The sequence below is a fragment of the Janibacter terrae NBRC 107853 genome (genome assembly GCF_001591405.1).
GTDB classification, from domain to species: domain Bacteria; phylum Actinomycetota; class Actinomycetes; order Actinomycetales; family Dermatophilaceae; genus Janibacter; species Janibacter terrae.
This window is the reverse complement of sequence record NZ_BCUV01000007.1, coordinates 1322279-1347093: the sequence shown is the minus strand read 5'-3', so window position 1 is coordinate 1347093 and position 24815 is coordinate 1322279. Positions and strand designations below refer to the sequence as shown.

21 protein-coding genes are annotated in these 24815 nt (G+C 71.8%); 15 read left to right on the top strand and 6 right to left on the bottom strand.

What is annotated here, in order from left to right; genetic code table 11:
* Nucleotides 1-76: 76 nt before the first annotated feature.
* Nucleotides 77-2047: an FG-GAP-like repeat-containing protein gene (locus tag JT1_RS16205; RefSeq protein ID WP_068328912.1), complete on the top strand. Its 1971-nt coding sequence runs from the start codon at nucleotides 77-79 to the stop codon at nucleotides 2045-2047.
* A gap of 122 nt (nucleotides 2048-2169) precedes the next feature.
* Here the strand turns inward: JT1_RS16205 and JT1_RS16200 are convergent, their stop codons facing one another.
* From JT1_RS16200 to pdhA, 3 genes are read right to left on the bottom strand one after another with little or no spacing between them, the layout of a single operon-like run.
* Nucleotides 2170-3546: a dihydrolipoamide acetyltransferase family protein gene (locus JT1_RS16200; protein ID WP_068328909.1), complete on the bottom strand. Its 1377-nt coding sequence runs from the start codon at nucleotides 3544-3546 to the stop codon at nucleotides 2170-2172.
* A gap of 14 nt (nucleotides 3547-3560) precedes the next feature.
* Nucleotides 3561-4550, bottom strand: coding sequence for an alpha-ketoacid dehydrogenase subunit beta (locus tag JT1_RS16195; RefSeq protein WP_068328906.1), 990 nt, complete (start codon nucleotides 4548-4550; stop codon nucleotides 3561-3563).
* Nucleotides 4547-5782, bottom strand: coding sequence for a pyruvate dehydrogenase (acetyl-transferring) E1 component subunit alpha (gene pdhA, locus JT1_RS16190; protein ID WP_169702040.1), 1236 nt, complete (start codon nucleotides 5780-5782; stop codon nucleotides 4547-4549). The genes JT1_RS16195 and pdhA overlap by 4 nt, the downstream gene beginning before the upstream one ends.
* A gap of 173 nt (nucleotides 5783-5955) precedes the next feature.
* Between pdhA and hisC the strand changes: the two genes are divergently transcribed.
* Nucleotides 5956-7029 carry a histidinol-phosphate transaminase gene (hisC, locus tag JT1_RS16185; RefSeq protein WP_068328903.1) on the top strand — a complete coding sequence of 358 codons (1074 nt, stop codon included), beginning with the start codon at nucleotides 5956-5958 and terminating at the stop codon, nucleotides 7027-7029.
* A 75-nt stretch (nucleotides 7030-7104) separates the two neighbouring features.
* On the opposite strand, the gene JT1_RS16180 is transcribed toward hisC, so the two are convergent.
* Complete coding sequence (locus JT1_RS16180; RefSeq protein ID WP_068328900.1) at nucleotides 7105-8043, bottom strand: hypothetical protein; 939 nt, start codon at nucleotides 8041-8043, stop codon at nucleotides 7105-7107.
* A gap of 142 nt (nucleotides 8044-8185) precedes the next feature.
* Complete coding sequence (locus JT1_RS16175) at nucleotides 8186-8584, bottom strand: phage holin family protein (RefSeq protein ID WP_068329411.1); 399 nt, start codon at nucleotides 8582-8584, stop codon at nucleotides 8186-8188.
* Between the two features lie 133 nt (nucleotides 8585-8717).
* Between JT1_RS16175 and JT1_RS16170 the strand changes: the two genes are divergently transcribed.
* From JT1_RS16170 to JT1_RS16115, 12 genes are all read left to right on the top strand, one after another.
* Nucleotides 8718-10463 carry a substrate-binding domain-containing protein gene (locus JT1_RS16170; protein ID WP_068328898.1) on the top strand — a complete coding sequence of 582 codons (1746 nt, stop codon included), beginning with the start codon at nucleotides 8718-8720 and terminating at the stop codon, nucleotides 10461-10463.
* A 118-nt stretch (nucleotides 10464-10581) separates the two neighbouring features.
* Complete coding sequence (locus tag JT1_RS16165; protein ID WP_068328894.1) at nucleotides 10582-11472, top strand: ABC transporter substrate-binding protein; 891 nt, start codon at nucleotides 10582-10584, stop codon at nucleotides 11470-11472.
* Between the two features lie 17 nt (nucleotides 11473-11489).
* Nucleotides 11490-12485: an amino acid ABC transporter permease gene (locus JT1_RS16160; protein WP_068329410.1), complete on the top strand. Its 996-nt coding sequence runs from the start codon at nucleotides 11490-11492 to the stop codon at nucleotides 12483-12485.
* Entirely contained in the window at nucleotides 12482-13300 is an 819-nt protein-coding gene (locus tag JT1_RS16155; RefSeq protein ID WP_068328891.1) for an amino acid ABC transporter ATP-binding protein, read from the top strand. The genes JT1_RS16160 and JT1_RS16155 overlap by 4 nt, the downstream gene beginning before the upstream one ends.
* 22 nt (nucleotides 13301-13322) lie before the next feature.
* Nucleotides 13323-14594: an MFS transporter gene (locus tag JT1_RS16150; RefSeq protein ID WP_068328888.1), complete on the top strand. Its 1272-nt coding sequence runs from the start codon at nucleotides 13323-13325 to the stop codon at nucleotides 14592-14594.
* Nucleotides 14595-14694: 100 nt separating this feature from the next.
* Nucleotides 14695-16278, top strand: a complete 1584-nt coding sequence (locus tag JT1_RS16145; protein WP_068328884.1) for an alkaline phosphatase D family protein — start codon at nucleotides 14695-14697, stop codon at nucleotides 16276-16278.
* Between the two features lie 171 nt (nucleotides 16279-16449).
* A complete protein-coding gene (locus tag JT1_RS16140) occupies nucleotides 16450-17889 on the top strand; it encodes a cytochrome ubiquinol oxidase subunit I (protein ID WP_068328881.1) in 1440 nt (479 codons plus the stop codon).
* Between the two features lie 15 nt (nucleotides 17890-17904).
* The gene (cydB, locus tag JT1_RS16135; protein ID WP_068328879.1) at nucleotides 17905-18942 is read left to right on the top strand and encodes a cytochrome d ubiquinol oxidase subunit II; all 1038 of its coding nucleotides are present in this window, start codon (nucleotides 17905-17907) and stop codon (nucleotides 18940-18942) included.
* A 2-nt stretch (nucleotides 18943-18944) separates the two neighbouring features.
* Nucleotides 18945-20522 (top strand): thiol reductant ABC exporter subunit CydD, encoded by a 1578-nt coding sequence (cydD, locus tag JT1_RS16130; protein WP_068328876.1) that lies wholly within the window; start codon nucleotides 18945-18947, stop codon nucleotides 20520-20522.
* Complete coding sequence (gene cydC, locus JT1_RS16125) at nucleotides 20519-22189, top strand: thiol reductant ABC exporter subunit CydC (RefSeq protein WP_068328873.1); 1671 nt, start codon at nucleotides 20519-20521, stop codon at nucleotides 22187-22189. Before cydD ends, cydC begins: the two co-directional genes overlap by 4 nt.
* Complete coding sequence (locus JT1_RS16120) at nucleotides 22164-22583, top strand: BlaI/MecI/CopY family transcriptional regulator (protein ID WP_082807726.1); 420 nt, start codon at nucleotides 22164-22166, stop codon at nucleotides 22581-22583. Before cydC ends, JT1_RS16120 begins: the two co-directional genes overlap by 26 nt.
* Entirely contained in the window at nucleotides 22580-23437 is an 858-nt protein-coding gene (locus JT1_RS16115) for a M56 family metallopeptidase (RefSeq protein ID WP_068328870.1), read from the top strand. The genes JT1_RS16120 and JT1_RS16115 overlap by 4 nt, the downstream gene beginning before the upstream one ends.
* Nucleotides 23438-23463: 26 nt before the next feature.
* Here the strand turns inward: JT1_RS16115 and JT1_RS16110 are convergent, their stop codons facing one another.
* Nucleotides 23464-23937, bottom strand: a complete 474-nt coding sequence (locus JT1_RS16110; RefSeq protein WP_068328867.1) for a hypothetical protein — start codon at nucleotides 23935-23937, stop codon at nucleotides 23464-23466.
* Between the two features lie 139 nt (nucleotides 23938-24076).
* Between JT1_RS16110 and JT1_RS16105 the strand changes: the two genes are divergently transcribed.
* Nucleotides 24077-24805: an AIM24 family protein gene (locus tag JT1_RS16105; protein WP_068328865.1), complete on the top strand. Its 729-nt coding sequence runs from the start codon at nucleotides 24077-24079 to the stop codon at nucleotides 24803-24805.
* Nucleotides 24806-24815: the final 10 nt, after the last annotated feature.

Genomic DNA, 24815 nt, shown 5'->3' with positions numbered 1-24815 from the left:
CGCGGCGCAACCGGGCCCGTCCCCCCCTGCGTCTGGGATGATGTCCGCGTCGCACCGCCACCCAGGGGGATCCACCATGTCGCACCGCCGCGCCGTCCTCACGGCCCTCGCACTCAGCACCTCCGTGGCGCTCGCCGCCGCCCCGGCGACCGCCGTGCCGGGGGACGTCACCGCTCCCCAGCCGGTCGAGCTCGACGTCATCTGCGACGGCATCGGCGCCGACACGGTGACCGTCACCGGTGACCTCGCCGACGGCGGCACCGCGAAGATCGAGCGCGGACCGCTCCGGGTCGTCGGCCGCCCGGGCTTCACCGGCACCGATGCCGACGGCGACCGGGTCGCGGTCGCGCCGAGCGGCACGGGCACCACCTGCACCGTGCAGGAGCCCACGCGCGACGAGGCGCTCGACGAGGTCCTCCCCCGAGCCCAGGCCGCCAAGGCTGCGCCCACGGGCGACGTGACCGGCGCGCTGACCTTCACCGTGACCGTCGACGACTCCGTCGCCAAGGCCACGCGGGGCGTCGACTCGACGACCGCCGCGCAGGCCGCGCTCCCCTTCGAGTCCGAGCTGCGTCGCTACCTCGGTTCCCGCCCGGGCGCCGTCGGCGTCGCCGTCCGCCTGCCCGGCACCGGCCGCTCGTGGACCTACACCAAGACCTCGTCGCGCAATGTGACTGCCAGCATCGTCAAGGTGCAGATCATGTCCGCCGTGATGATCAAGGCGCAGGAGGCCGGCCGCGGGCTCACCTCCTGGGAGAAGTCGAAGATCGTCCCGATGATCCGCTACAGCGACAACAACGCGACGACGGCCCTCTTCGACCACATCGGTGGCCGAGCCGGCCTCGACCGCGCGGGCTCGCGGCTCGGCATGACCCAGACCTACGCCGACCCGTACAACCACTGGGGGCTGACGAGCACGACCGCCTTCGACCAGGCCCGGCTCATGGAGCACTACGCCCGCCCGTCGTCGGTCCTGAGCTACAGCAACCGGGTCTACGGCCTGAGCCAGATGCGCCAGGTCACCGCGAGCCAGGACTGGGGCGTGAGCGCCGGCCCGCCCGCCGGGACCGTCGCCCTGAAGAACGGCTGGCTGCCGCGCACCGACGGCTGGCACGTCAACAGCATCGGCTGGTCGAACTACGGCTCCGCCGACTACACGATCGGCGTCCTGACGCACGACGACCCGGGATCGATGGGCACGCAGATCTCGACGATCGAGGGCGTCTCGCGCATCGTCTACAAGAACCGGCTCTCGCTGCTGCCGAGCACCCCGCCCGCGCAGCGCGGCGCACGCGGTGACCTGGACGGCGACGGCAGGGTCGACCTCATGGGCACCTCCGGCACCGGACGGGTCTACGTCATGAAGGGCAACGGCAGCGACGACTTCGGCGGCAAGACCCTCGTGAAGTCCGCGCTCTCCGACGCCACCTGGTTCGGCCACGCCGGCGACGTCAACAGGGACGGTCGCTCCGACGTGCTCGTGCGCCGTGGCGACGGCCGGCTGCAGCTCATGTACGCGACGAGCACCGGTCAGCTCGGCGTGCTGAAGACGATCGCCACGGGCTGGGGCTCGTACACCGACATCGCCTCCGGTCTCGACGTCGACGGCAATGGCCGCCTCGACGTCGTCAACCGCAAGGTCGGCGGGTACGTCGACCACTACGAGCTGAGCGACTCCGGCACCCTCAAGCGGGTTCGCTCGATGGGTCGGCCGGCGCGCTACTACCCCAACGTCGAGCTCGTCCAGGACGTCGACGGCGACGGCCGGGACGACCTGCGCGGCATCGCCTCCGGCGGCCGGATGCGCACCTGGACCTCGCAGGGCACCTCGTGGAGCCAGACGGCCGCGACGAGCACCGGCTGGGACACGTACCGCACCGTGCTCGTCCCCGGTGACGTCAACGGCTCCTCGACCCACCAGGACGACATCGTCGCCGTCCTGCCCTCCGGTCGTGGACGGGTCTGGTACGGCGCGACGGGCGGCGGCCACACGAGCAGCTACCACGTCCTCTCGGAGGGCCTGGGCAACCTGCCCTTCCTCTTCTGACCCGGCCCCCTCCCTTCCCTCCCGATGCTGCATTCCCCTAGGGCAATGCAGACCTGAACCCGCATTGCCCTAGGGGAATGCGGGTTCAGGTCTGCGGGCTCGGACCCGGGCCCTGCGGGGGGTCAGGCCCAGAGGAAGGCGGTGCCGGGGTCGTGCAGGAGGGCCCCGACATCGGCGAGGAGCTTGGAGCCGAGCTCACCGTCGACGAACCGGTGGTCGAAGGAGAGCGCCAGCTGGGTCACCCAGCGCGGCTCGATCGACTCGCTGCCGTCCGCAGCCGTGACGACCCACGGCATGCGGCGGACCGCGCCGAAGGCGAGGATCGTCGCCTCGCCAGGGTTGAGGATCGGCGTGCCCGTGTCGACGCCGAAGACGCCGACGTTGGTGATGGTCGCCGTGCCGCCGCCGAGGTCCGCCGGCTGGGTGCGACCCTCGCGCGCCGTCGCGACGAGCCCGCCGAGCGCGGCGGCGAGGTCGTGCAGCGAGAGCGAGTCGGCAGCCTTGATGTTGGGCACGAGCAGCCCGCGCGGCGTCGCCGCGGCGATGCCCAGGTTCACGTCGGCGTGCAGCACGATCTCCTGCGCCGCCTCGTCCCAGCTCGCGTTGGCCTCGTGGTTGCGGCGCAGCGCCAGGCAGAACGCCTTGGCGACGAGCAGCAGGGGCGTGACCTTGACGTCCTTGAAGGCCTTGTCCCGCTTCAGCCGCTCGACCATGTCCATCATCGCCGTGACGTCGACGGTGACGAACTCCGTCACGTGCGGCGCGGTGAAGGCCGAGGCCACCATCGCCTCGGCGGTCGCCTTGCGCACACCCTTGATCGGGACCCGGACGTCCTGACCCGGCGCTCCGCGGCCCACCTGGCCCACCGCTCCCTGAGGAGCTTGCGCAGCAGCCGTCTCGACGGGGGCGGCCGACGCACCCGACGCCGCCGACTCGACGTCGGAACGGGTGACGATGCCCCCTTCGCCGGTGGGGGTCACCGACTGCAGGTCGACGCCGAGGTCCTTGGCGAGCTTGCGCACCGGTGGCTTGGCCAGGGCGCGGGTCTGCGCCCCGGTGAGCGGCGCCGGGGCCGCAGCCACGGGCGCCGCCGGTGGCTCGGGAGCCGGCGAAGGAGCCGCCTCCGCGGCAGGGGCGACGCCTCCCCGGCGGGCACGCCGACGGGTGCTGCCCGCCTTGGCGCCGTAGCCGACGAGGTTCGGCCCGGAGGCCTCCTCGGTCTCGCCCGGCGCGGCCGGGGCACTGGCCGGGGCCGCGCCGGCGACCTCGACCGAGATGATCGGGGCACCGACGTCGACGGTGTCGCCCTCGGCGACGAGGAGCTCGACGACGGTGCCCGCGAAGGGGATCGGGAGCTCGACGAGCGACTTGGCGGTCTCGACCTCGATGACGATGTCGTTGACGGCGACCTCGTCACCGACCTGGACCTTCCAGGTGGTGACCTCGGCCTCGGTGAGGCCCTCGCCGGGGTCGGGCAGGTTGAAGAGCTGGACGGCCACGGGGGTCCTCCTGGTCAGTGGGCGAGCGAGCGGTCGACGGCGTCGAGGACCCTGTCGAGGGTCGGGAGGAACTCATCCTCGAAGCGGCTGGGCGGGTACGGGATGTTGTACCCACCGACCCGGAGGACGGGCGCCTCGAGGTGGTAGAAGCACTCCTCCTGGATGCGCGCGACGATCTCCGCGCCCAGGCCGACGAAGGTGGACGCCTCGTGGACGACGACCGCCCGGCGCGTCTTCTTGACCGACTCGATGATCGTCGGCAGGTCGAGCGGGCTGAGGCTGCGCAGGTCGACGACCTCGAGGTCGCGGCCCTCCTCTTGCGCGGCCGCAGCCGCCTGGAGACAGGTCTTCACCATGGGGCCGTAGCAGAGCAGTGTCGCGTCGCTGCCCTCCCGGACCACTCGGGCGTCGTACAGACCGAGGTCCGGGGACCCCCCTTCGTCGATCTCGGTCTCGCCACGCTCGTGGTAGCGACGCTTGGGCTCGAAGAAGATCACCGGGTCGTCGGTGCGGATCGCCTGCTGGATCATCCAGTACGCGTCCGCCGCGTTGCTGCAGGAGACGACGCGCAGGCCTGCGGTGTGCGCGAAGTAGGCCTCGTTGGACTCACTGTGGTGCTCGACCGCGCCGATGCCGCCGCCGCAGGGGATGCGGATGACCATCGGCACCCGGAGGTGGCCGAGGGAGCGGGCGTGCATCTTGGCGACCTGGCTGACGATCTGGTCGAAGGCCGGGTAGACGAAGCCGTCGAACTGGATCTCGACGACCGGGCGATACCCGCGCAGGGCCAGACCGATCGCGGTGCCGACGATGCCGGACTCGGCGAGCGGGGTGTCGAGGACACGGTGCTCGCCGAAGTCCTTCTGCAGGCCCTCGGTGATGCGGAAGACGCCGCCGAGCTTGCCGACGTCCTCACCGAGGAGGACGACCTTGGGGTCCTCCTCCATGGCGCGGCGCAGCCCGGCGTTGAGGCCCTTGGCCAGGGACAGGCGGGTGCCGGTCATGCCCGGCCTCCTTCCTCGGCGAAGCCGGCGTGGTAGGCGATGAACTCCTCGCGCTCCGCGTCGACGAGCGGGTGCGGCTCGGTGTACTGGTGGTCGAACATCGTCGACAGCTCCGGGTCCGGCATCTCCTGGCAGGCCGTGCGGATCCGGGCGGCGACCTCGTCGGCCTCCGCGTCGACGGCGGCGAAGAAGTCCGGGTCGGCGTGGCCGCGCTCGGCCATGAAGCCGCGCATCCGCTTGATCGGGTCCTTGTGCTTCCAGATCTCGACCTCGGCGTCGCTGCGGTACTTCGTCGGGTCGTCGGAGGTCGTGTGCGCACCCATGCGGTACGTGTACGCCTCGATCAGGGTCGGGCCCTGGCCGCTGCGGGCCTTGTCGAGCGCGTGCTTGGCGACCGCGTAGCTGGCGAGCGGGTCGTTGCCGTCGACGAGGACGCCGGGGAAGCCGAAGCCGCGGGCGCGCTGGTAGGGCGGGATGATGAACTGCTTGTCGTTGGGCTCGGAGATCGCCCACTGGTTGTTCTGGACGAAGAAGACGACGGGGGCGTTGCTCACGGCCGCGAAGACGAGGGCCTCGTTGAAGTCGCCCTGGCTCGTGCCGCCGTCGCCGGTGAAGGCCATGACCGCGCAGTCGCGCTCGGGGTCGCCGGTGCCCACCGCGCCGTCGGCCGTGATGCCCATCGCGTAGCCGACCGCGTGGAGCATCTGGTTGCCGATGACGATCGTGTACAGGTGGAAGTTGTTCGCGTTGGAGTCCCACCCGCCGTGGTTGACCCCGCGGAACATGCCGAAGAGGCTCACCGGGTCGACGCCGCGGCACCAGGCGACGCCGTGCTCCCGGTACCCCGGGAAGGCGTAGTCGTGGGGGCGCAGGGCGCGGCCGGCACCGACCTGGGCGGCCTCCTGGCCGAAGAGGCTCGGCCACAGACCGAGCTCGCCCTGGCGCTGCAGCGCGAAGCCCTCGGCGTCGATGCGCCGCACGAGGACGAGGTCACGGTAGATCGTGCGCGCGTCCTCGCTCGTCATGTCCTCGACGATCTGCGCGTACGGCTCGTTGGTCGCGTTGGTCGCGAGCCGGTTGCCGTCGGCGTCGACGAACTGGACCATCTCCGGGTTGTCGTCGGAGAAGTGGCCGGTGATCGCCGACGGGGGCTTCGGGCCGCTCTCCGGCGAGGGCTCGAAGGCCCCGGCCATCTGGGTACCGGCGCGGCCGGTGACCTCGTTGTCACTCACGGTTGGTGCTCCCTTCGGCCCGGCACGGGGGTCGCCCGCACCGCGGCTGTGCTGCGTGCGGCGGGTTGTGACCCGAGCCACAGATCTCTGGTGGGGGCCAACCTAGCGTCTCACCCACTGGACACCAAAAGCGCTCGCGCGGGCTCACCGGGGAGGGCGTTAGGGTGCCGCGCATGGACACCCCGCGGCTGCGCCCCGCCCTCGACCAGGTCCCTGCGTACGTGGCCGGGAAGCCGCCCGTCCCCCGCGAGGGCCTCACGGTCTACAAGGTGTCGTCCAACGAGAACCCCAACCCGCCGCTCCCCTCGGTCGTCAAGGTCATCGAGGAGGCGGCGACGCAGGTCAACCGCTACCCGGACATGGGCGTCACGGCCCTCACCGACGCGCTCGCCGCCCACCTCGCCGTGCCCCGCGAGCAGATCGCGACCGGCACCGGCTCCGTCGGCGTGCTCGCCCAGATCATCCAGTCGACGTGCGACCCGGGTGACGAGGTCGTGTACGCGTGGCGCTCCTTCGAGGCGTACCCGATCGTCGTCGCGATCGCCGGTGCGACGTCCGTCCAGGTCCCGCTGACCGCTGACCACCGCCACGACCTCGACGCCATGGCCGCCGCGATCACGGACCGCACACGGGTCGTGCTCGTCTGCACCCCCAACAACCCCACGGGCCCGTCGGTGCAGCACGCCGAGCTCGAGGATTTCATCGCCAAGGTCCCGAAGGACGTCCTCGTCGTCGTCGACGAGGCCTACCTCGAGTTCGTCGAGGGCGAAGGGGAGGTCGACGGCCTCGACCTGCGCCGGCGGCACGACAACGTCATGCTCCTGCGCACCTTCTCGAAGGCCTACGGCCTGGCGGGCCTGCGCGTCGGGTACGCGGTCGCGCCGGAGCCGGTGGCCGAGGCACTGCGCAAGACCGCGACCCCCTTCGGCGTCAACCTCATCGCGCAGGCCGCGGCCATCGCCTCGCTCGAGGCCCAGCACGAGCTCGACGTGCGGGTCAAGGAGATCGTCGCCGAGCGCGGTCGGGTCCTGGACGCCCTGCGCGAGGCGGGCTGGGAGATGAGCGAGAGCCAGGCGAACTTCGTGTGGTTCCCGCTCGGCGCGCGGACGCCCGACTTCGTCGCGGCCTGCGGCGAGGCCGGGCTGTCGGTGCGCCCGTACGGCACCGACGGCGTACGGGTGACGATCGGCGAGCCCGAGGCCAACGACCGGCTCATCGAGGTGGCTCGGGCCTTCGGCCCCGCCTGATCCGGCCGGGAGGCTGCATTGCCCTAGGGGAATGCAGACGAACGGTCGGCGTGGGGTCCGGGCACGAAGGGGGGCTCACGCCGGCCCGGCCACCGCGACGGCGTCGCGGACGCGTCCGAGCAGGATCGAGGGATTGTCGAGATCGCCCCAGCCGATCCGCACGAAGACCCACCCCTCCGCCTCGAGCGCGGTCTGCCGCGCCAGCTGCGCCTGCATCACCTCGGGGCCGGTGTACTTGACCTCGCCGTCGAACTCGATGGCGACCTTGCGACCCCGCAGCGCGAAGTCGAGCCGGTACCAGCGACCCCCGGCCCGCACCCAGACCTGCGGGTCGTACTCCCATGCGCCCAGGCGCAGGACGGCGGCGGTCAGCGTCTCCCCCGGCGACTCGTGCCGGGGGTCGACGTGGGCCAGGGCACGACGCGCCGCCGCGACACCTCGCGTCCCGGACCGCACCCGGAGGCCCTCCTCGAGGTCGGCTACCGTGCACAGCCCGTGGCGGACTGCATGGTCCGCCGCCACGAGCGCCCCCGACGGGCTGTTGGCGGCGGCCATGCCCACGATCGCCGTCGCCGGATCGACGACCCGCACCCGGCCGCCCACCAGGGGCACGTCGATGAGTCGGCAGTCCGCCCCCTTCGCCGCGAACTCGCTGACGCGCACGCTGCGGCGGGTCCGGCCGTGACCAGCACCCAGGACCGCGATCTCGACGGTCGCGAGGTCGCACCGGGCGATCGGCATCCCGTGGAGGAGCACCGCGGAGACGCGGCAGGCCGCGGCGCCGTCCCCGAGGAGTCGCAGGTTGGCGGCCACGCGCAGGACGTGGCGCTCCTCGTCCGTCGCGTCCGGGCGGCACGAGTACCACCCCGGCGCCGGCCGCCAGATCAGCTCGCGGCGGACCAGGGCGGCCAGGTCGTGGCCGGAGATCGCTGCGTCATGGGCCTGCGCGGTCGAGAAGAGCGCCAAGTCCTGGAAGGCGGAGATGTCGACGTGCCGCGGTCTGGTGGGGGCCATGGACCCACCGTGGCCGAATCCCGAGTCACGCGCGGCGACTTGTCCACAGGCAGCCCCAGAGGGGTGCATTGCCCTAGGGGAATGCGGCCTCTGGCCGACCGCTCGTCTGCATTGCCCTAGGGGAATGCAGGGGTGCGGGGCCTCAGCGGTCGAGGTCCTCCTTGTCGGGGAGGACCCAGTTGAGGACCATCGAGACGATCGTGATGACGAGCGCGCCGATCACGGCGTCCCACCAGAAGTCGGTGATCTCGAAGCTCAGCCCGAGCGGCGAGGCGATCCACTCCGTCAGCTGCAGCAGGAAGGCGTTGACGACGAACGTGAACAGCCCGAGCGTGAGGACGATGGCGGGGAAGGCGATGACCTTGGCGATGGGCTTGACGACCGCGTTGACCAGGCCGAAGAGCAGCGCCACGAGGACGACCGTGGCGAACGTCGAGGCGAAGGTCGCCTCGTCCTCGGCGAGGACGATGCCGTCGATGAGCCAGGCGGCGACCCACAGCGCGACCGCATTGACACCCGTGCGGATGAGGAAGTTGGTCATGCACACCAGCATGGCAGGTGGGTGACGATCCGCACACGGCGCCGACGAGGCCGTCCGGCGCGTTCCGTGGGCCATACTTGACCGGCCGGTAACCAAGCGTCCGGCAGGCACGGCACTGCACGGAGGAGAAGAGATGAGTGGCGACGGCCGCCCCGACCGCCCCACGCGGCGACACGACCTGTGGGACGAGGCAGAGTCCTCCGAGACCTCCCAGACCTCGCAGACCGCCCGGACCGCGGAGCCGCCCCGCTCCCGCCGGGAGCACCGCGCGAGGACGAAGCGCTCCCGCCGCGGCTGGCTCGTCCCCCTCGCCGTCGTCCTCGTGCTCGCCCTCTGCGGTGGCGGCGCCTTCGCCGCCCTGCGCGGCGGAGACGACGTCGCCGGCTGCGGCGGCACGACGATCACGGTCGCCGCGACCCCCGAGATCGCCGGCCCCCTCGAGGAGGCCCTGGCCACGGTGAGCGCCCGGGACGAGTGCGCGGAGTTCGAGGTGAGCTCCACCTCCGCGGCACAGGCCGCCAAGGACATCAGCGAGGGCAACGCCCCCGACGTGTGGATCCCGGACAGCTCGACCTGGATCGACGCCGTCGACTCCAGCCGGTCGCGCGGCCAGTGGCTCGAGGGCCAGTCGATCGCCTCCTCCCCCGTCGTGCTCGCCGCGGGCACCGAGCTCGACGACGAGGTCGGCCCGGTCTCGTCGTGGGGCACCCTGCTCAACACGGAGGGCAGCGTGCGCATGGCCAACCCCGATGTCGACACCGCGAGCCGACTGGCCTTCCACGCCAGCCGGATCGGTCAGCCCGGCCGCATCGGCCTGGACACCGGCAAGCGCCTGATCTTCATGTCGCGCTTCGCCGCGCCCTCGCTCGACAAGCTCTTCGCCGACTACCGGGCGGACACCAGGACGTCCGAACCCTTCCCCGCGTCCGAGCAGCAGATCGCCGCGTTCAACGACGAGAACCCGAAGGTCGCCCCCCTTCGCGCCGTGATGCCGAAGAAGGGGACGCTGACGCTCGACTACCCGTGGATCATCAACCCGGCGCTCTCGGGCGAGGCCCTCAGGACCGCCGACAGTGCGCGGACCCGGCTCGGCACGCTCGAGGTGCGGGAGGCGCTCACCGAGGCGGGCTTCCGCGACTCCAGCGGTCGGGGCGGCCCCCGGGTCGACGGCCGCCCCGCGGCCGAGCTCACCGAGCTCGAGCCGCTCGACCGCGACGAACGCCTGGCCGCCGTCGAGCAGTGGGACCTCATGCGCACCGACATGCGCATGCTCGCGGTCATCGACGTCTCCGGCTCGATGGAGTGGGACAGCCCCACCCCCGGCCTGACCCGCTGGGACGTCACCCAGGGTTCGCTGCAGAAGGGGGTCGACATCCTGCCTGCGGGCAGCCAGGTCGGCGGCTGGATGTTCAGCAGCGACCTGACCAGGACCGCCGACCACCGCGAGCTCGCGCCCATCCGTCGGCTCGACGCCACGGTCGGCAGGGGCACCCAGCGCGACACCCTGCGACGGCTCGTCGGCGACGGTGACGAGTACATCGGCGGGGACACCGCGCTGTACGACACGATCTGGGCGGCCCACCAGAAGATGGTCAAGGAGTACGACCCGGACTACGTCAACTCGATCGTCGTCTTCACCGACGGGGAGAACGACGACCCCAACGGTGGCCTGAGCCTGAAACAGCTGCTGAGGAAGCTCGACGACTCCTACGACGCCGAGCGCCCCGTCCGCGTCATCACCATCGGGATGGGCGAGGCGAACCCCACGGCCCTGCAGAGGATCGCCGACGAGACCGGCGGCACGAGCTACATCGCCGAGACGCCGGGGGACATCGAGAGGGTCTTCGTCCAGGCGCTCCTGGCGCGTGGCCGCAGCTGACCGGAGTCACGGCTGAGTGACGGTCGCGGCGGGGTGCTCCCCGTTGGGACCGGCACGATGGCACGATGTCCCGCACCGGGCACGTACCCAGTGCCCCTCGTGCATCTGGAGGACCACCATGCGCCGTGCCCACGTCGCTCTCTTCACCACCCTCGCCCTCGGGACGGCTGCCCTGTCCGCGTGCGGTTCCGACACGCTCGAGGGCAGCGGGGGCGGGTCCGACTCCCCCACGTCGGCCGCCGAGGTCTCGGTGGACGAGGACGTCGCGTCGCTGGTGCCGGAGGACGTCAAGAGCAAGGGCACGCTCAAGGTCGGGTCCGACGCCTCGTACGCGCCCAACGAGTTCCTGGGTGACGACGGCAAGACCGTCGAGGGCATGGACGTCGACCTCTTCGACGCCGCCGCGGCGAAGATGGGCCTGAAGACCGAGTGGAGCAATGCCCCCTTCGACTCGCTGATCCTGGGCGTCACCTCCGAGAAGTACGACGTCGCGGTCAGCTCCTTCACGATCAACGACGAGCGGAAGAAGTCGGTCAACATGATCAGCTACTTCGACGCCGGCACGCAGTGGGTCACGACGAAGGGCAACCCGGCCGAGGTCGACCCCAAGGACCCGTGCGGCAAGACCGTCGGCGTGCAGAAGGGCACCGTCCAGCTCGACGAGCTCGAGGCGCTCAACAAGAAGTGCGACGACAAGATCAAGCTCGTCATCGAGCAGGAGCAGTCGAAGGTCACCGCGAGCCTCGTCTCCGGCAAGACCGAGGCGATGGCGGCCGACTCCCCGATCAGCCTCTACGCCGTCAAGCAGCAGGGTGACAAGCTCGAGGCGCTCGGCGAGACCTACGACTCCGCCCCCTACGGCATCGTCGTCCCCAAGGGCCAGGAGAAGTTCGGCGAGGCCATCGCCGCCGCCTTCGAGAGCATGAAGGAGGACGGTTCGTACGAGGAGATCCTCAAGAACTGGGGCAACGAGTCCGGCGGCATCGACGAGTTCGCCGTCAACCCCTGATGACCGCGGACCACAGCGTGAGAGTCCCCCCGACGCCCGGCGAAGGGGGGACCTCCGCCGCTCTCGACACGGGCCCGATCAAGGCCGTCCCCGTGCGCCATCCCGGGCGGTGGGTCGCCCTCGTGGTCATCGGCATCGTCTTCGCGATGATCATCAGCAGCTTCGTGACCAACGAGCGCTGGGACTGGCCCTTCGCCTTCCAGGTGATGAACTACAGCCCCGTCCTCGAGGGGCTGCTCAAGGGCACGATCCTCGCGACGATCGGCTCGATGATCATCGGGGTGAGCCTGGGCATCGTCATCGGTGTCATGCGGCTGTCGGACAACCCGGTGCTGAAGCTCGTCGGGTTCGCGTACACGTGGTTCTTCCGCGGGATCCCGCGCCTGGTGCTCGTCGTGCTCTTCGGTACCGGCATCGGCTACCTGTACCCGCGCTTCGACATCGGCCCCTTCCCCTTCAGCCAGCAGCTGGCCGGGGCGCTCGGGCTGAGCAGCGACCTCACGATCCTCACGCTCAACGTCAACGACATCAGCAACACGCTCATCTGGGGCATCATCGCGATGGGCCTGTCCGAGGCGGCCTACATGGCCGAGATCGCCCGCGCCGGGATCATGTCGGTCGACGAGGGGCAGCGCGAGGCCGCCGCCGCGCTCGGCATGAAGCCGAGCCTGTCGATGCGCCGGGTCATCCTGCCGCAGGCGATGCGGGTCATCATCCCGCCCACCGGCAACGAGACGATCGCGATGCTCAAGGACACCTCGCTGCTCATGGCTCTGCCCCTGAGCACCGAGCTGTTCTTCCAGGCGCAGGCCATCGGCAACCGGACCCTGAAGATCATGCCCACGCTCATGGCGGCCTGCATGTGGTACCTGGTCATCACCTCGGTCCTCATGGTCGGTCAGTACTTCCTCGAGCGTCGCTTCGGACGCGGCTACGGCAACACCGCCACGCAGACCTCGACGGACACGACGAGGACCCGCCTCATGGGTCTGACGATCGGAGGCGGCAAGTGAGCCAGCCACTCGTGCGCGCGGCGCAGGTCCGCAAGTCCTACGGCAGCAACGAGGTGCTCAAGGGCATCGACATGGACGTCGCGGCCGGTGAGGTCGTCTGCCTGCTCGGGCCGTCGGGCTCGGGCAAGACGACCTTCCTGCGGTGCATCAACCAGCTCGAGGACATCCAGGCCGGCCGGATCTGGGTCGACGGCGACCTCATGGGCTACCGCGACACCGGGACGCCGGACGCCTCCAAGCTGCACCGGCTCAAGGACAAGGAGATCGCCGCCCAGCGCCGGGAGATCGGCATGGTCTTCCAGCGGTTCAACCTCTTCCCCCACATGACGGCGATCGACAACGTCATGGAGGCCCCGGTCAAGGTGCAGAGGCGACCGCGGGCCGAGGTGCGCGCCGAGGCGCAGGAGCTGCTCGACAAGGTGGGTCTCGCCGACAAGGCGCACGCCTACCCCAACCAGCTCTCGGGCGGGCAGCAGCAGCGCGTCGCGATCGCGCGGGCGCTGGCCATGAAGCCCAAGCTCATGCTCTTCGACGAGCCGACCTCCGCCCTCGACCCCGAGCTCGTCGGTGAGGTCCTCGAGGTCATGCGAGACCTCGCCGGGCTGGGCATGACGATGATCGTCGTCACCCACGAGATGGCCTTCGCCCGCGACGTCGCCGACCGGGTCGTCTTCATGGACGACGGCGTCGTCGTCGAGCAGGGCGTGCCCAAGGACGTCATCAACAACCCGCAGCACGCCCGGACCAAGGACTTCCTCAAGCGCCTGCGCTCGGAGCACGAAAAGGTCGCCGAGGCGGCCGCGGAGCTCATCTGACGGCGGAGCGTAGGGTGACGCGGTGCGTCGCCTCCGGGGCCTGCTGGCCGACACCCGCCCCCTCCAGGTCCCGGCGTACCGTCGTCTCTTCACCGCCCAGATCGTCACGGTCATCGGGGCGCAGCTGACGGTCGTCACCGTCCCGGCGCAGATCTACTCGATGACCGGGTCGAGCGCCTACGTCGGGCTGACCGGGCTCTTCGGGCTCGTGCCCCTGGTGGTCTTCGGGCTCTACGGCGGCTCGCTGGCCGACCACTTCGACCGACGGCGGCTGCTCACGGTGACGACGTGGGGGCTGATCCTCACCTCCGCGGCGTTCTGGGTCCAGGCGGCCCTCGGCAACACCAATGTCTGGCTGCTGCTGTCGATCTTCTCCGTGCAGCAGGCCTTCTTCGGCGTCAACCAGCCGACCCGCTCGGCGGTGCTGCCGCGGATCCTGCCGGTCGAGCTGCTGCCGTCGGCCAACACCCTCAACATGACGGTCTTCACCGGCGGCGCGATCGCCGGGCCGCTCGTCGGCGGCGCGCTCATCCCCGTCCTGGGGTTCTCGTGGCTCTACCTCGTCGACACACTCTTCCTTTTCGCCACGCTCCGCGCGGTGATCTCCCTTCCGCCCCTGCCGGTCGAGGTCGTCGCCGGCTCCTCCCCCGGCGTCCGCTCGGTCGTCGACGGGTTCGCCTACCTCGCGACGCAGCCGGTGCTGCTCATGTCCTTCGTCGTCGACCTCATCGCGATGGTCTTCGGCATGCCCCGCGCCCTCATCCCGGAGATGGCCGACGTCGACTTCGGCGGCCCCGCAGAAGGCGGTCTGGCCTTCGCCCTCCTCTTCGCGGCCATGCCGATCGGTGCCTTCCTCGGCGGTGTGATGTCGGGCTGGGTCTCCCGGGTGGAGCGGCAGGGGCTGGCGGTCACCGCCGCGATCCTCGTGTGGGGCGGCGCGATCATCGGCTTCGGTGTCGCCGTCGCGCTGGCCGACGGCCTCGTCGTGCCGTGGCTGGCGATCGCGTGCGTGTCCTTCGCCGTCGGCGGCGCGGCGGACACGGCATCCGCGGCCTTCCGCTCGACGATGCTGCAGACCTCCGCGACGGACGCGATGCGCGGACGCCTGCAGGGCGTCTTCGTCGTCGTCGTCGCCGGCGGGCCACGCGTGGCCGACGTGCTGCACGGTCTCGTCGCCGGGGAGATCGGCACCGCGGCGACGACCATCGGTGGCGGCGTGCTCGTCATCGTGCTGACGCTCGTCGCGACCGCCGTCAGCCCGGCCTTCGTGCGGTACCGGGTGCCGCGGGCCTGACTGTTCGCTGACCGGGTCTTCATGCCCGGACCACGAAGGGGGAGCGTCTGGTTCACGCGGCCTGCCCGGTGGGTTCACGTCGCTGCGGGAACGTGCCGCCATGACCCTCTCCCGTCGCCACGTCCTCGCCGGCGGTCTCGCCGCCGGCACCATCGCCACGACCACCGCGGTTGCGTCCGCCGCCCCCGCCACCTCCCTCCTCGTCGCCACCGGACCGATCCGGGTCTCCCCCTTCGCCCTCGGGATCGCGTCCGGCGACCCGACCCCCTCGGGCGTCGTCCTGTGGACCCGCCTGGCGCTCGAGCCGCTCGCCGAGGACGGGAAGGGAGGCATGCCCAGCCGTGCAGTCGCCGTCCAGTGGGAGGTCGCGACCGACGAGGGGATGGGCCGCCCGGTCGCGCGCGGCACCGCCGTCGCCCGCCCCGAGGACGCACACGCCGTGCACGTCGAGGTCGAGGGCCTGCGTCCCGGCCGCGAGTACTGGTACCGGTTCCGCGTCGACGGCCACCTGAGTCCCGTCGGACGCACGCGGACCGCCCCGGCGCGGCACGAGCTGCCCTCGTCCCTGGCGATGTCCTTCGCGAGCTGCGCGCACTTCGAGGCGGGGTACTTCACTGCCTACCGCCACCTCGCCGACGACCAGCCGGACCTCGTCCTGCACCTCGGCGACTACCAGTACGAGGGCAAGGGCAACCCGACCGCGGTCCGCACCCACGCGGGCACCGAGACCGTGACCCTCGGCGGGTACCGGCTGCGGCACGCGCAGTACAAGACCGACCCCGACCTGCAGACCGCCCACGCCGTCGCCCCCTGGCTCGTCGTCTGGGACGACCACGAGGTCGACAACAACTGGGCGGCCGGCATCCCGGAGAACGAGCGCGCCGACCAGTGGAACGACACCCCCGAGCGCTTCCTCGCCCGCCGGGCCAACGCCTTCAGGGCCTACTACGAGAACATGCCGCTGCGCCGCTCCTCCCTCCCGAACGGCCCGGACATGCGGATCTACCGGCGGATGCAGTGGGGTCAGCTGGCCAACTTCCACATGCTCGACACCCGCCAGTACCGCGACGACCAGGCCTGCGGGGACGGGTGGGACACCAACTGCGCGGAGGCGAGCGACCCGAGCCGCACGCTCACCGGCGACGCCCAGGAATCCTGGCTGCGCGACGGCTTCTCCCGCAGCCGCGCCCGCTGGGACTTCCTCGGTCAGCAGGTCTTCTTCGCGCAGCGCGACGGCAAGGTCGAGCCGGAGCTGCTCCACGCGAGCAACGACAGCTGGGACGGGTACACCGGCTCGCGCGACCGGGTGACCCAGGCCTGGGTCGACGCAGGCGTGCGCAACCCCGTCGTGCTCACCGGCGACGTTCACAAGCACTGGGCCGCGGACCTCAAGGCCGACGACGCCGACCCCGACAGCGCCGTCGTCGGGACCGAGCTCGTCACGACGTCCATCACCTCGGGCGGCGACGGCAACGGGGCGTGGTCGGACCCGATCATCGCGTGGAACCCGCACCTGAAGTTCTCCGGCAACCAGCGCGGGTACGTGCGCACGAGCATCACCCCCACCTCGATGCGCGCCGACTTCCGCTCGCTCGACAGGGTGACGACCCGCGGCTCCGCGGTGCGGACCCAGGCGAGCTTCGAGCTCGCGGACGGCCAGCGGGGGCTGCAGCGGGTGGGGTGACCCCCCTTCGCTCGACCCGACAAACCTCGCCTTCGCAAGAGTTTCAAACTCTTGCGAAGGCGAGGTTTCTCGGGTCACCCGAGAAACCTGGGACGGACGAGGTTTGGACCCGCCCCGCAACAGGCGTACCGTCTACGACGATCTGTAGTACTAGACGTCGTAGGAGATGCGATGGACGTGCTCGACCTCGCGCGGTGGCAGTTCGCGATCACCACCGTGTACCACTTCTTCTTCGTGCCGGTCACGATCGGGCTGTCGGCGATCGTGGCCTGGTACCACTCGCGGTGGATCCGCACGCGCGACGAGGGCCACCTGCGGATGGCGAAGTTCCTCGGCAAGCTCTTCACGATCAACTTCGCGCTCGGGCTCGTCACGGGCATCGTCCAGGAGTTCCAGTTCGGGATGAACTGGTCCTCCTACAGCCGCTTCGTCGGGGACATCTTCGGTGCGCCGCTCGCGCTCGAGGCGCTGCTCGCGTTCTTCCTCGAGTCGACCTTCCTCGGCCTGTGGATCTTCGGCTGGGGACGCATCCCCGAGCGGTTGCACGCCGCGACGATGTGGATCGTGCACATCGGCACCCTGCTGTCGGCGTACTTCATCCTCGCCGCCAACTCCTTCATGCAGCACCCCGTCGGCTACCGGATCAACCCGGAGACCGGCCGCGCCGAGATGGCCGACTTCCTCGCGATCCTCACCAACAAGGTCCAGCTCGTCGCCTTCCCCCACGTCATCACCGCCTGCTACCTCGTCGGTGGCGCGCTCGTCATGGCCGTCGCGCTGCACAAGCTGCGCCTCCACCAGGCGAAGGGGGGACCCGACGCCGACCGCAGGATGTACCGCCACGCGGCCCGCCTCGGCGCCGTCGTCGTCCTCGTCTCCGGGATGGGCGTCGCGATCAGCGGTGACCTCCAGGGCAAGGTGATGACCGAGGTCCAGCCGATGAAGATGGCGGCGGCCGAGGCCCTGTACGACACCCCGCCCGCGGGCGAGTGCGCCCCCTTCTCCGTCCTGACCGTCGCCGGTCTCGGCGGCGAGGACCCCACGCACGTCATCGAGATCCCCTGCCTGCTCTCCTTCCTCGGCACCGGCAGCTTCGACGGGCAGGTCCGCGGCATGGTCGACCTCGAGAACGAGTACCGAGCGACCTTCTCCGACGGCGAGCTGACGCAGGCCGGCACCTACATCCCGCCGATCGCCATGACCTACTGGAACTTCCGGCTGATGATGGCCACCGGCTTCTTCGCCATGGCCGTCGGCGCGTGGGTCCTGTGGGCCACCCGCAAGGACCGTGTCCCGATGCAGCGCTGGGTCCAGGCCCTCATCGTGCTCACCCCGATCGCGACCGTGCTCGGCCACAGCTTCGGCTGGATCTTCACCGAGGTCGGTCGCCAGCCGTGGGTCGTCTTCGGCGAGATGGCCACGCACACCGCCGTCTCCCCGAGCGTGGGCAGCGCCGACGTGTGGACCTCGATGATCGTCTTCACCCTGCTGTACGGCGGGCTCGCGGTCGTCGAGGTCAAGCTCCTCCTGTCCTACATCCGCCGCGGCGCCGACCCCTTCGAGGAACCCCGCCTCGTCGAGGACGACGAGCCGCTCGAGTTCGCCTACTGACCCGGGAGCACCGACATGGATCTCATCACCATCTGGTTCGTCCTGCTGGCCGTCCTGTGGACCGGCTACCTCGTGACCGAGGGCTTCGACTTCGGGGTCGGCATGCTGCTGCCGGTGCTCGAGGGAGAGCACGACGAGGAGGACCGCCGCCGCACGATGCTCACGACCATCGGCCCCCACTGGGACGGCAACGAGGTGTGGCTGCTCACCGCGGGCGGCGCGACCTTCGCGGCCTTCCCCCACTGGTACGCCACGATGTTCTCCGGCATGTACCTCGCGCTGCTGCTCCTGCTCGTCACGCTCATCCTGCGCAACATGGGCCTGGAGTACCGGCACAAGCGTCACGACGCGGAGTGGGTGCGCCGCTGGGACCTGGCGATCGTCGCGGGCTCGTACATCGCCCCCTTCCTCGTCGGGGTGGCGCTCACCAACCTCGTCGCCGGCCTGCCGATGACCGAGCACACGATGGGCAGCACGCGGTACACGGAGTTCGACGGGTCGCTCCTCAGCCTGCTCACGCCGACCGCGCTGCTCGGTGGCCTCACCCTCACCGTCCTGTGCATGGCGCACGGCGCGCACTTCCTCGCGCTGAAGACCGACGGGCCGATCCGGGCCGAGGCGCGCGCGGTCGCGACCAGGGCCGGCCTCGTCTCCGCCGTCCTCGCCGTCGCCCTCTTCGCCACCCTCGGCCTGCAGCGCGGGACCGCCGGCTCGTGGGTGGTCGCGGGCCTCGCCGCCGTCGCGCTCCTCGCCGCCATCGCCGCCAACGCGAAGGGGGCGGAGGGCCTGGCCTTCACCGGCACCTCCGTGACGATCGGCCTGACCGTCGTGAGCTACTTCCTCATGCTCTTCCCCAACGCGATCAACGGTCGCGGGGACAGCGCCGACCTCACCCTCGACGCCGCCGCGAGCTCGCCGCTGACCCTCGAGATCATGACCTGGGCCGCGGTCGTCTTCACGCCGATCATGCTCGCGTACACGGCGTGGACCTACTGGGTCTTCCGCCGCCGCCTGACCGTCGAGCACCTGCCGCAGCGCGTCGAGGTGCACTGACGATGCGTCCCTTCGACCCGCGCATCCTCCGGGTGGTCCCGGCCACCCGGGGGCCCGTCGCTGCCCTCGCGGGCATCGGTGTGGCACAAGGCATCTCGACCATCGCGACCGCCTTCGCGCTGGCCGCACTCGTCGTCGCCGTCGTGCGGGGGGAGGCACTGCTCGAGCCGGCCCTGTGGACCGGCGGGCTGTTCGCCCTTCGTGCCCTGCTCGGTGCGGCCTCGGAGACGATCGCCGCCCGCTCGGGTGCGCTCGTCGCGACCCGGCTGCGGGAGCAGCTGCTCGCCGTCTGGCGCGAGCGGACGATCGACGAGCGGCCCTCCCGGGACGTGGCGCTCACGCTCGCGACCCAGGGCACGAGCACCGTCGAGCCGTACATCGCGAAGTACCTGCCCGCCCTCGTCTCGGCCGTCGTGGTGCCGCCGCTCGCGATCATCTGCCTCGTCGTCGTGGACTGGCCGAGCGCGCTCGTCGTCGTCCTCACGGTGTGGCTGCTGCCGCTCTTCGCGGCACTCATCGGCGCGACGACGCAGGAGGACACCGACCGCCGCTGGGGTGCGCTGACGGACCTGGCCGGGCACTTCCTCGACGTCATGCGCGGGTTGCCGACGCTCGTCGCGTACGGGCGCGCGGACCGACAGGTGGAGACCATCGGCACGGTGAGCCAGCGCCACCGCCGGGCGACGATGCGCACGCTCCGCCTGGCCTTCATGTCGGCCGCGGCGCTGGAGCTGCTCGCGACGATCTCGGTCGCGATCGTCGCGGTCGCCGTCGGCCTGCGCCTCACCCACGGCTCGATCGCGCTCTCGGTCGGGCTCACCGCGATCCTCCTCGCGCCCGAGGCCTACTGGCCGATCCGGCGCGTGGGGACGGAGTTCCACTCCGCCGCCGACGGCGCCGCCGCCCTCGAGGAGGTCCTCGCCGAGCTCGAGCCGCGCTCGTCCGGGACGGTGCGGGCGAAGGGGGGCGCGACGGGCGGGGTCGAGGTCACCGGCGTCGACTACACCTACCCGGGCACGAGGCACCGCGTCCTCCAAGGCGTCGACCTCACCGCCGGTCCGGGTCTGACGGTCGTCACGGGCCCCTCCGGGTGCGGCAAGACGACGCTGCTCGAGGTCATCGCGGGGATCCGCCGACCCGATGCCGGCGAGGTCCGCACGGGCGAGGTGCACCTCGTGACGCAGCGGCCCTTCCTCGGGGCCGGGAGCCTGCGGGCCAACCTGACGATCGCCGGGCCGGTCGACGACCACGAGATCTGGCGCGTGCTGCGCGAGGTCGGGCTCGACGGCGCCGTCGCGGCCCTGCCCGACGGGCTCGACAGCCCCATCGGCGACGACGGCTTCGGGCTCTCCGCGGGTCAGCGCGCCCGGCTCGTGCTCGCCCGCGCGCTCCTCTCCCCCGCGCCCGTCGTGCTCCTCGACGAGCCGACCGCGCACGTCGACCCCGCCTCCGCCGCTGCCATCGGCGAGGTCATCGCCGGTCTCGCCCGTCGACGCACGGTCCTGACCGTGACGCACCAGCCCGACCTCGTCGGCCGCGCAGCCGCGCACGTCCGCCTCGGGGAGCTGGTGGCCCGATGAGCCCGCGTCTGCCCCGCCCCCTTCGCCTCGACCGCGGACTGGTCGTCGCCGGCCTCCTCGGCGGTGTCGCCACCGCCTCCGGGATCGCCCTGACGACGACCTCGGGGTGGCTCATCGTCCGGGCCGACCAGCGACCCCAGATCATGCTGCTGCTCACCGCGATCGTCGCGGTGCGCACCTTCGGCCTGGCGCGCCCGGTCTTCCGCTACTGGGAGCGCCTGCGCAGCCACGACGCCGCGCTGGCCGACCTCGCCGAGCGGCGGACGGCCACGTACGCCGCGCTCGTCCCGCTCACCCCCGCCCGCCTCGGCTCGCGGGGTCGCGCCGACGTGCTCACCGGCGTCGTCGACGACCTCACCGAGGTCGTCGAGGCCTCGGTGCGCGTCACCGTCCCCGCGCTCTCGGCCCTGCTCGCCGGGGTCCTCGCCGCGGCGCTCACCGCGCTCGTCGACCCGCGTGTCGGGCTCGTCCTCGCTGGCATGCTGCTCGCCGCCGGCGCGACCGCGCTCGTCGCCGACCGGCTCGAGTCGCGGGCGCAGACCTCCGTGCTCGCGGCGCGGGCCGAGGCCGCCCGCGTCGCCCACCTCACCGCCGAGCACGCCGACGAGCTGCGCTCGATCGGGGGTGGCGCGACCGCCGACCGCTGGCTGGCGCAGGCGCACGAGCGGCTGCGCTCGAGCATCGCCCGCCAGTCGCGTGGCCGCTCTCTCACCGCCGCGCTGGTCCTCGTCATCACCGGCGTGGCCACCCTCGCCGCGGCGGCCCTCGCCACGACCTCGGGTGCCGACACCCCGGTCATGGCGCTGCTCGTCCTCGCGCCCGTCGCGACCGGCGAGGCCCTCGGCGTCCTCACCGACGCCACCCGCGCCCTCGCCCGGGCCCGGGCCTGCCAGCAGCGCCTGGACGCGCTGCTCGACCAGGAACCGGCGGTGGCAGGAGACGGGCGCCGGCCCGTGCACCTGCACTCCCCCGAGGCGACCCGGACCCGCGCACCGCGCCTCGAGCTGCGGGGCGTCACCGCGGGCTGGACCGGGGCCCGGACCGACCTCGGTCCGGTCGACCTCCTGGTCGAGCCCGGCGAGCACGTCGCGCTCACCGGGGCCAACGGCGCCGGCAAGTCCACCGTGCTCGCCGTGCTCGCCCGCCACCTCGACCCGACCGGCGGCACGTACACCGTCGACGGCGCCGACGTCGGGGGGCTGGCGCTGCAGGACGTGCGCGGGCTCTTCGCGATCGTCGACGACGAGCCGCACGTGCTCGCGGCGACCCTGCGCAACAACCTCGCGCTCGCGGCGCCGGAGGCGGACGACGAGGTGCTCGTCGACGCCCTTCGCCAGGCCGGTCTCGGCGCCTGGCTCGACGCGCTCGAGGACGGCCTCGACACGCGGCTCGGCACCCACGGGCTCGGCGTCTCCGGCGGCGAGCGCACCCGGCTGTCGATCGCCCGCGCCATCGCGAGCGGCCGTCCCGTGATCCTCCTGGACGAGCCCGTCGCGCACCTCGACCACCCGACCGCCGACGCGGTCCTCGCGGACCTGATGCGTCACGCGCGCGGTCGATCGGTGATCATGGTGACCCACCACGACGTCGGCCTGGACCGCATGGACCGGGTCGTCACCATCGAGCAGGAGGGGGCGTCCCGTGCCCAAGAACGCATCCCTGGGTGACCTCGAGCAGGCGATCATGGACGTGCTCTGGGCCGAGGACGCCGCGCTCACCGTCCGCGAGGTGCTCGACCGGCTCGCCGGCCGCGACCCCGCGTACACGACCGTGATGACCGTCCTCTCCCGCCTCGAGGCGAAGGGGGTCACCACCCGCGAGCGCGACGGCCGTGCTTGGCGCTACCGCCCGGCCTCGAGCCGCGAGTCGCTCACCGCCGAGGCCATGCGCAGCCCGTTGCACGACCTGAGCAGCGCGGACCGGCAGGCGGCGATCCTGCACTTCCTCAACGAGGCGAGCCCTGACGACCTCGCTGCCGTCCGCGAGGCCATGGCCGAGGTCGAGGCGAAGGGGGATCGCCCCCGACGCCGCGGCAGGGGTGCGGCAGACTCGCACGGGTGATCGCCGCCCTGCTGCTGCTGTGCGCAGCGGCACTCCTCACCGCACCTCGCCTGCTCGTGCGCATCGAGCGCCTGCGCCGCAGCCCGCGCGCAGCCCTGCTCGTGTGGCAGTCGCTCTCCCTCTCCGCGGTGCTGTGCCTGCTCACCGCCGCCCCCGTCGCGTGGCTGCGGCCCCACCCCCTGCCGACCGTCCCCGGGGTCGTCGTGCTCGTCGTCGCGACGATCGCCTCGACCGGCGTGCTCGTGCGGCTGCTCGGCAACGGCCACAGCGTCGGCACGCGGATCCGGGCCGCCCGCGCCGCGCACCGCCAGCTCGTCGACATCGTCGGCCGGCACGAGGGCGACCACACGCGGGTCCTGCCCTCCCACCGGCTGTCGGCCTACTGCGTCCCCGGCGCCGGCTCCCGGCTCGTCATCACCGAGGCCGCGCTCGCCGCGCTGCCCGACGACCAGCTCACTGCCGTCGTCTCCCACGAGGAGGCCCACCTGCGCGAGCGGCACGACCTGGTGCTGGAGTTCTTCACCGTGCTGCACACGGCGACCCCCGCGTGGTTGCGCACCGACGCGGCGCTGCGCGAGGTGGCCCTGCTCGTGGAGGTCCTCGCCGACCGCGCGGCCCGCGAGGAGGCCGGTGAGGTCGCGCTGGGTCGCGCGATCCTCTCCCTCGCCGAGGCCGCCGGCGCGAGCGAGCCGGGGGTCCTCGGGGTCAGCGCGGGCGCAGGCGCCGCCGCCACCCGGATCCGGCTGCTCGTCGCCGACGACCCGGCCCCGTGGCAGACGTTCGTGCTCTACGGCATCTGCGTCGCGGCCTTCGTCCTGCCGGCCGGGCTCGCGACAACCGTCGCGGTCAGCTGACCGAGGCTCCCCCCTTCGGCCCGGTCCTACTCGTCGTCGCGGGCGCGGACGGGCTGCCAGCGCACAGGACCGGCGCTCCCCTGCTGCGGTGGGCCCCACGTGCCACCGATGCTCGGGGGCGGCGGAGGGGTCGGGCGCGGACCGGTGGTCCCGTCGGGGTCGCTCGGCGCCCACGTGCTCTCCGACGCGCGCGGCTGGCCGAGGAAGTCCCCGTGCCGGCCGGCGCGCTCCGGCGGCGGCTGCGGGATCCCGTCGGAGCCGCCGGGTCGCTGCGGGACGGGCGGCGCACCCACCGCCGGCTGCCCGGTCGTGCCGAGGACGAAGTCGCGGATCGCCCCGCGCTCCTCGTGCCCGCGCAGCACCGCGAGCAGCTGCCGCTGCGCCGCCGGGTCGACCGCCCGGCCGGTCGCGGCGAGGTACGCGAGCAGGCCGAGGTCGCGGTAGTGCCGGTCGATCTCGCCGAGCTCAGCCCCTGCGCGGGCCTTGTCGAAGAAGCTCATGCGCGTCCCTTCGCTGCGGTGGCTGTCCCCCCTGCGTCATGGGGAGCTCTCACCCTAGATGCCGCCGGGCGCGCCCTCTACAGTTTGCAGGGTCGGCGCCCACAGGGGGACGCCGCGACTGCCGAAGGGGCCCACAGACATGCCGATCCACGGTTCGCTCTTCCAGGAGTTCAAGGAGGAGCAGAGCACCGACCAGTTCTCCCTCCAGAACAAGAAGCTGCTCAAGATCCAGATGGGCCACGGCCCGGTCATGGCCCGCACGGGCTCGATGGTCGCCTACCAGGGCGACATCCGTTTCGAGAACCAGGGCTCCGGCGGCCTGGGCAAGATGCTCAAGAAGGCCACCACCGGCGAGGGCGTCAACATGATGACCTGCTCCGGCCAGGGCGAGCTCTTCGTCGCCAACGAGGCGCAGGAGATCCAGGTGATGTACCTGGAGAACGACATGATCTCGGTCAACGGCAACAGCATCCTCGCGTTCTCCTCCTCCATCGACTGGGACATCCACCGCATCCAGGCCCGCGGCGCGGCGATGACGGGCGGCCTGTACAACGTCACCCTGCGCGGCAGCGGCTACGTCGCGATCACGACGAAGGGAGAGCCCGTCGCCCTCGACGTGGGCAGCGCGCCCACCTTCGGTGACGCCCAGGCGGTCGTCATGTGGACCGGTGGCGTCCGGATGGACATCAGGGTCGACACCGGCGGCCTGAAGTCGATGATCCGCGGCGGCACGGGCGAGACCTTCCAGATGGCCTTCGGCGGGCAGGGCTACGTGCTCGTCCAGCCGGCCGAGTCGGTCACCGACGGTGGCCACCAGAGCTCCGGCGGCGGGGGTGGCAGCAGCCTGTCCGACCTGCTCGGGGGCTGATCGGCGGCAC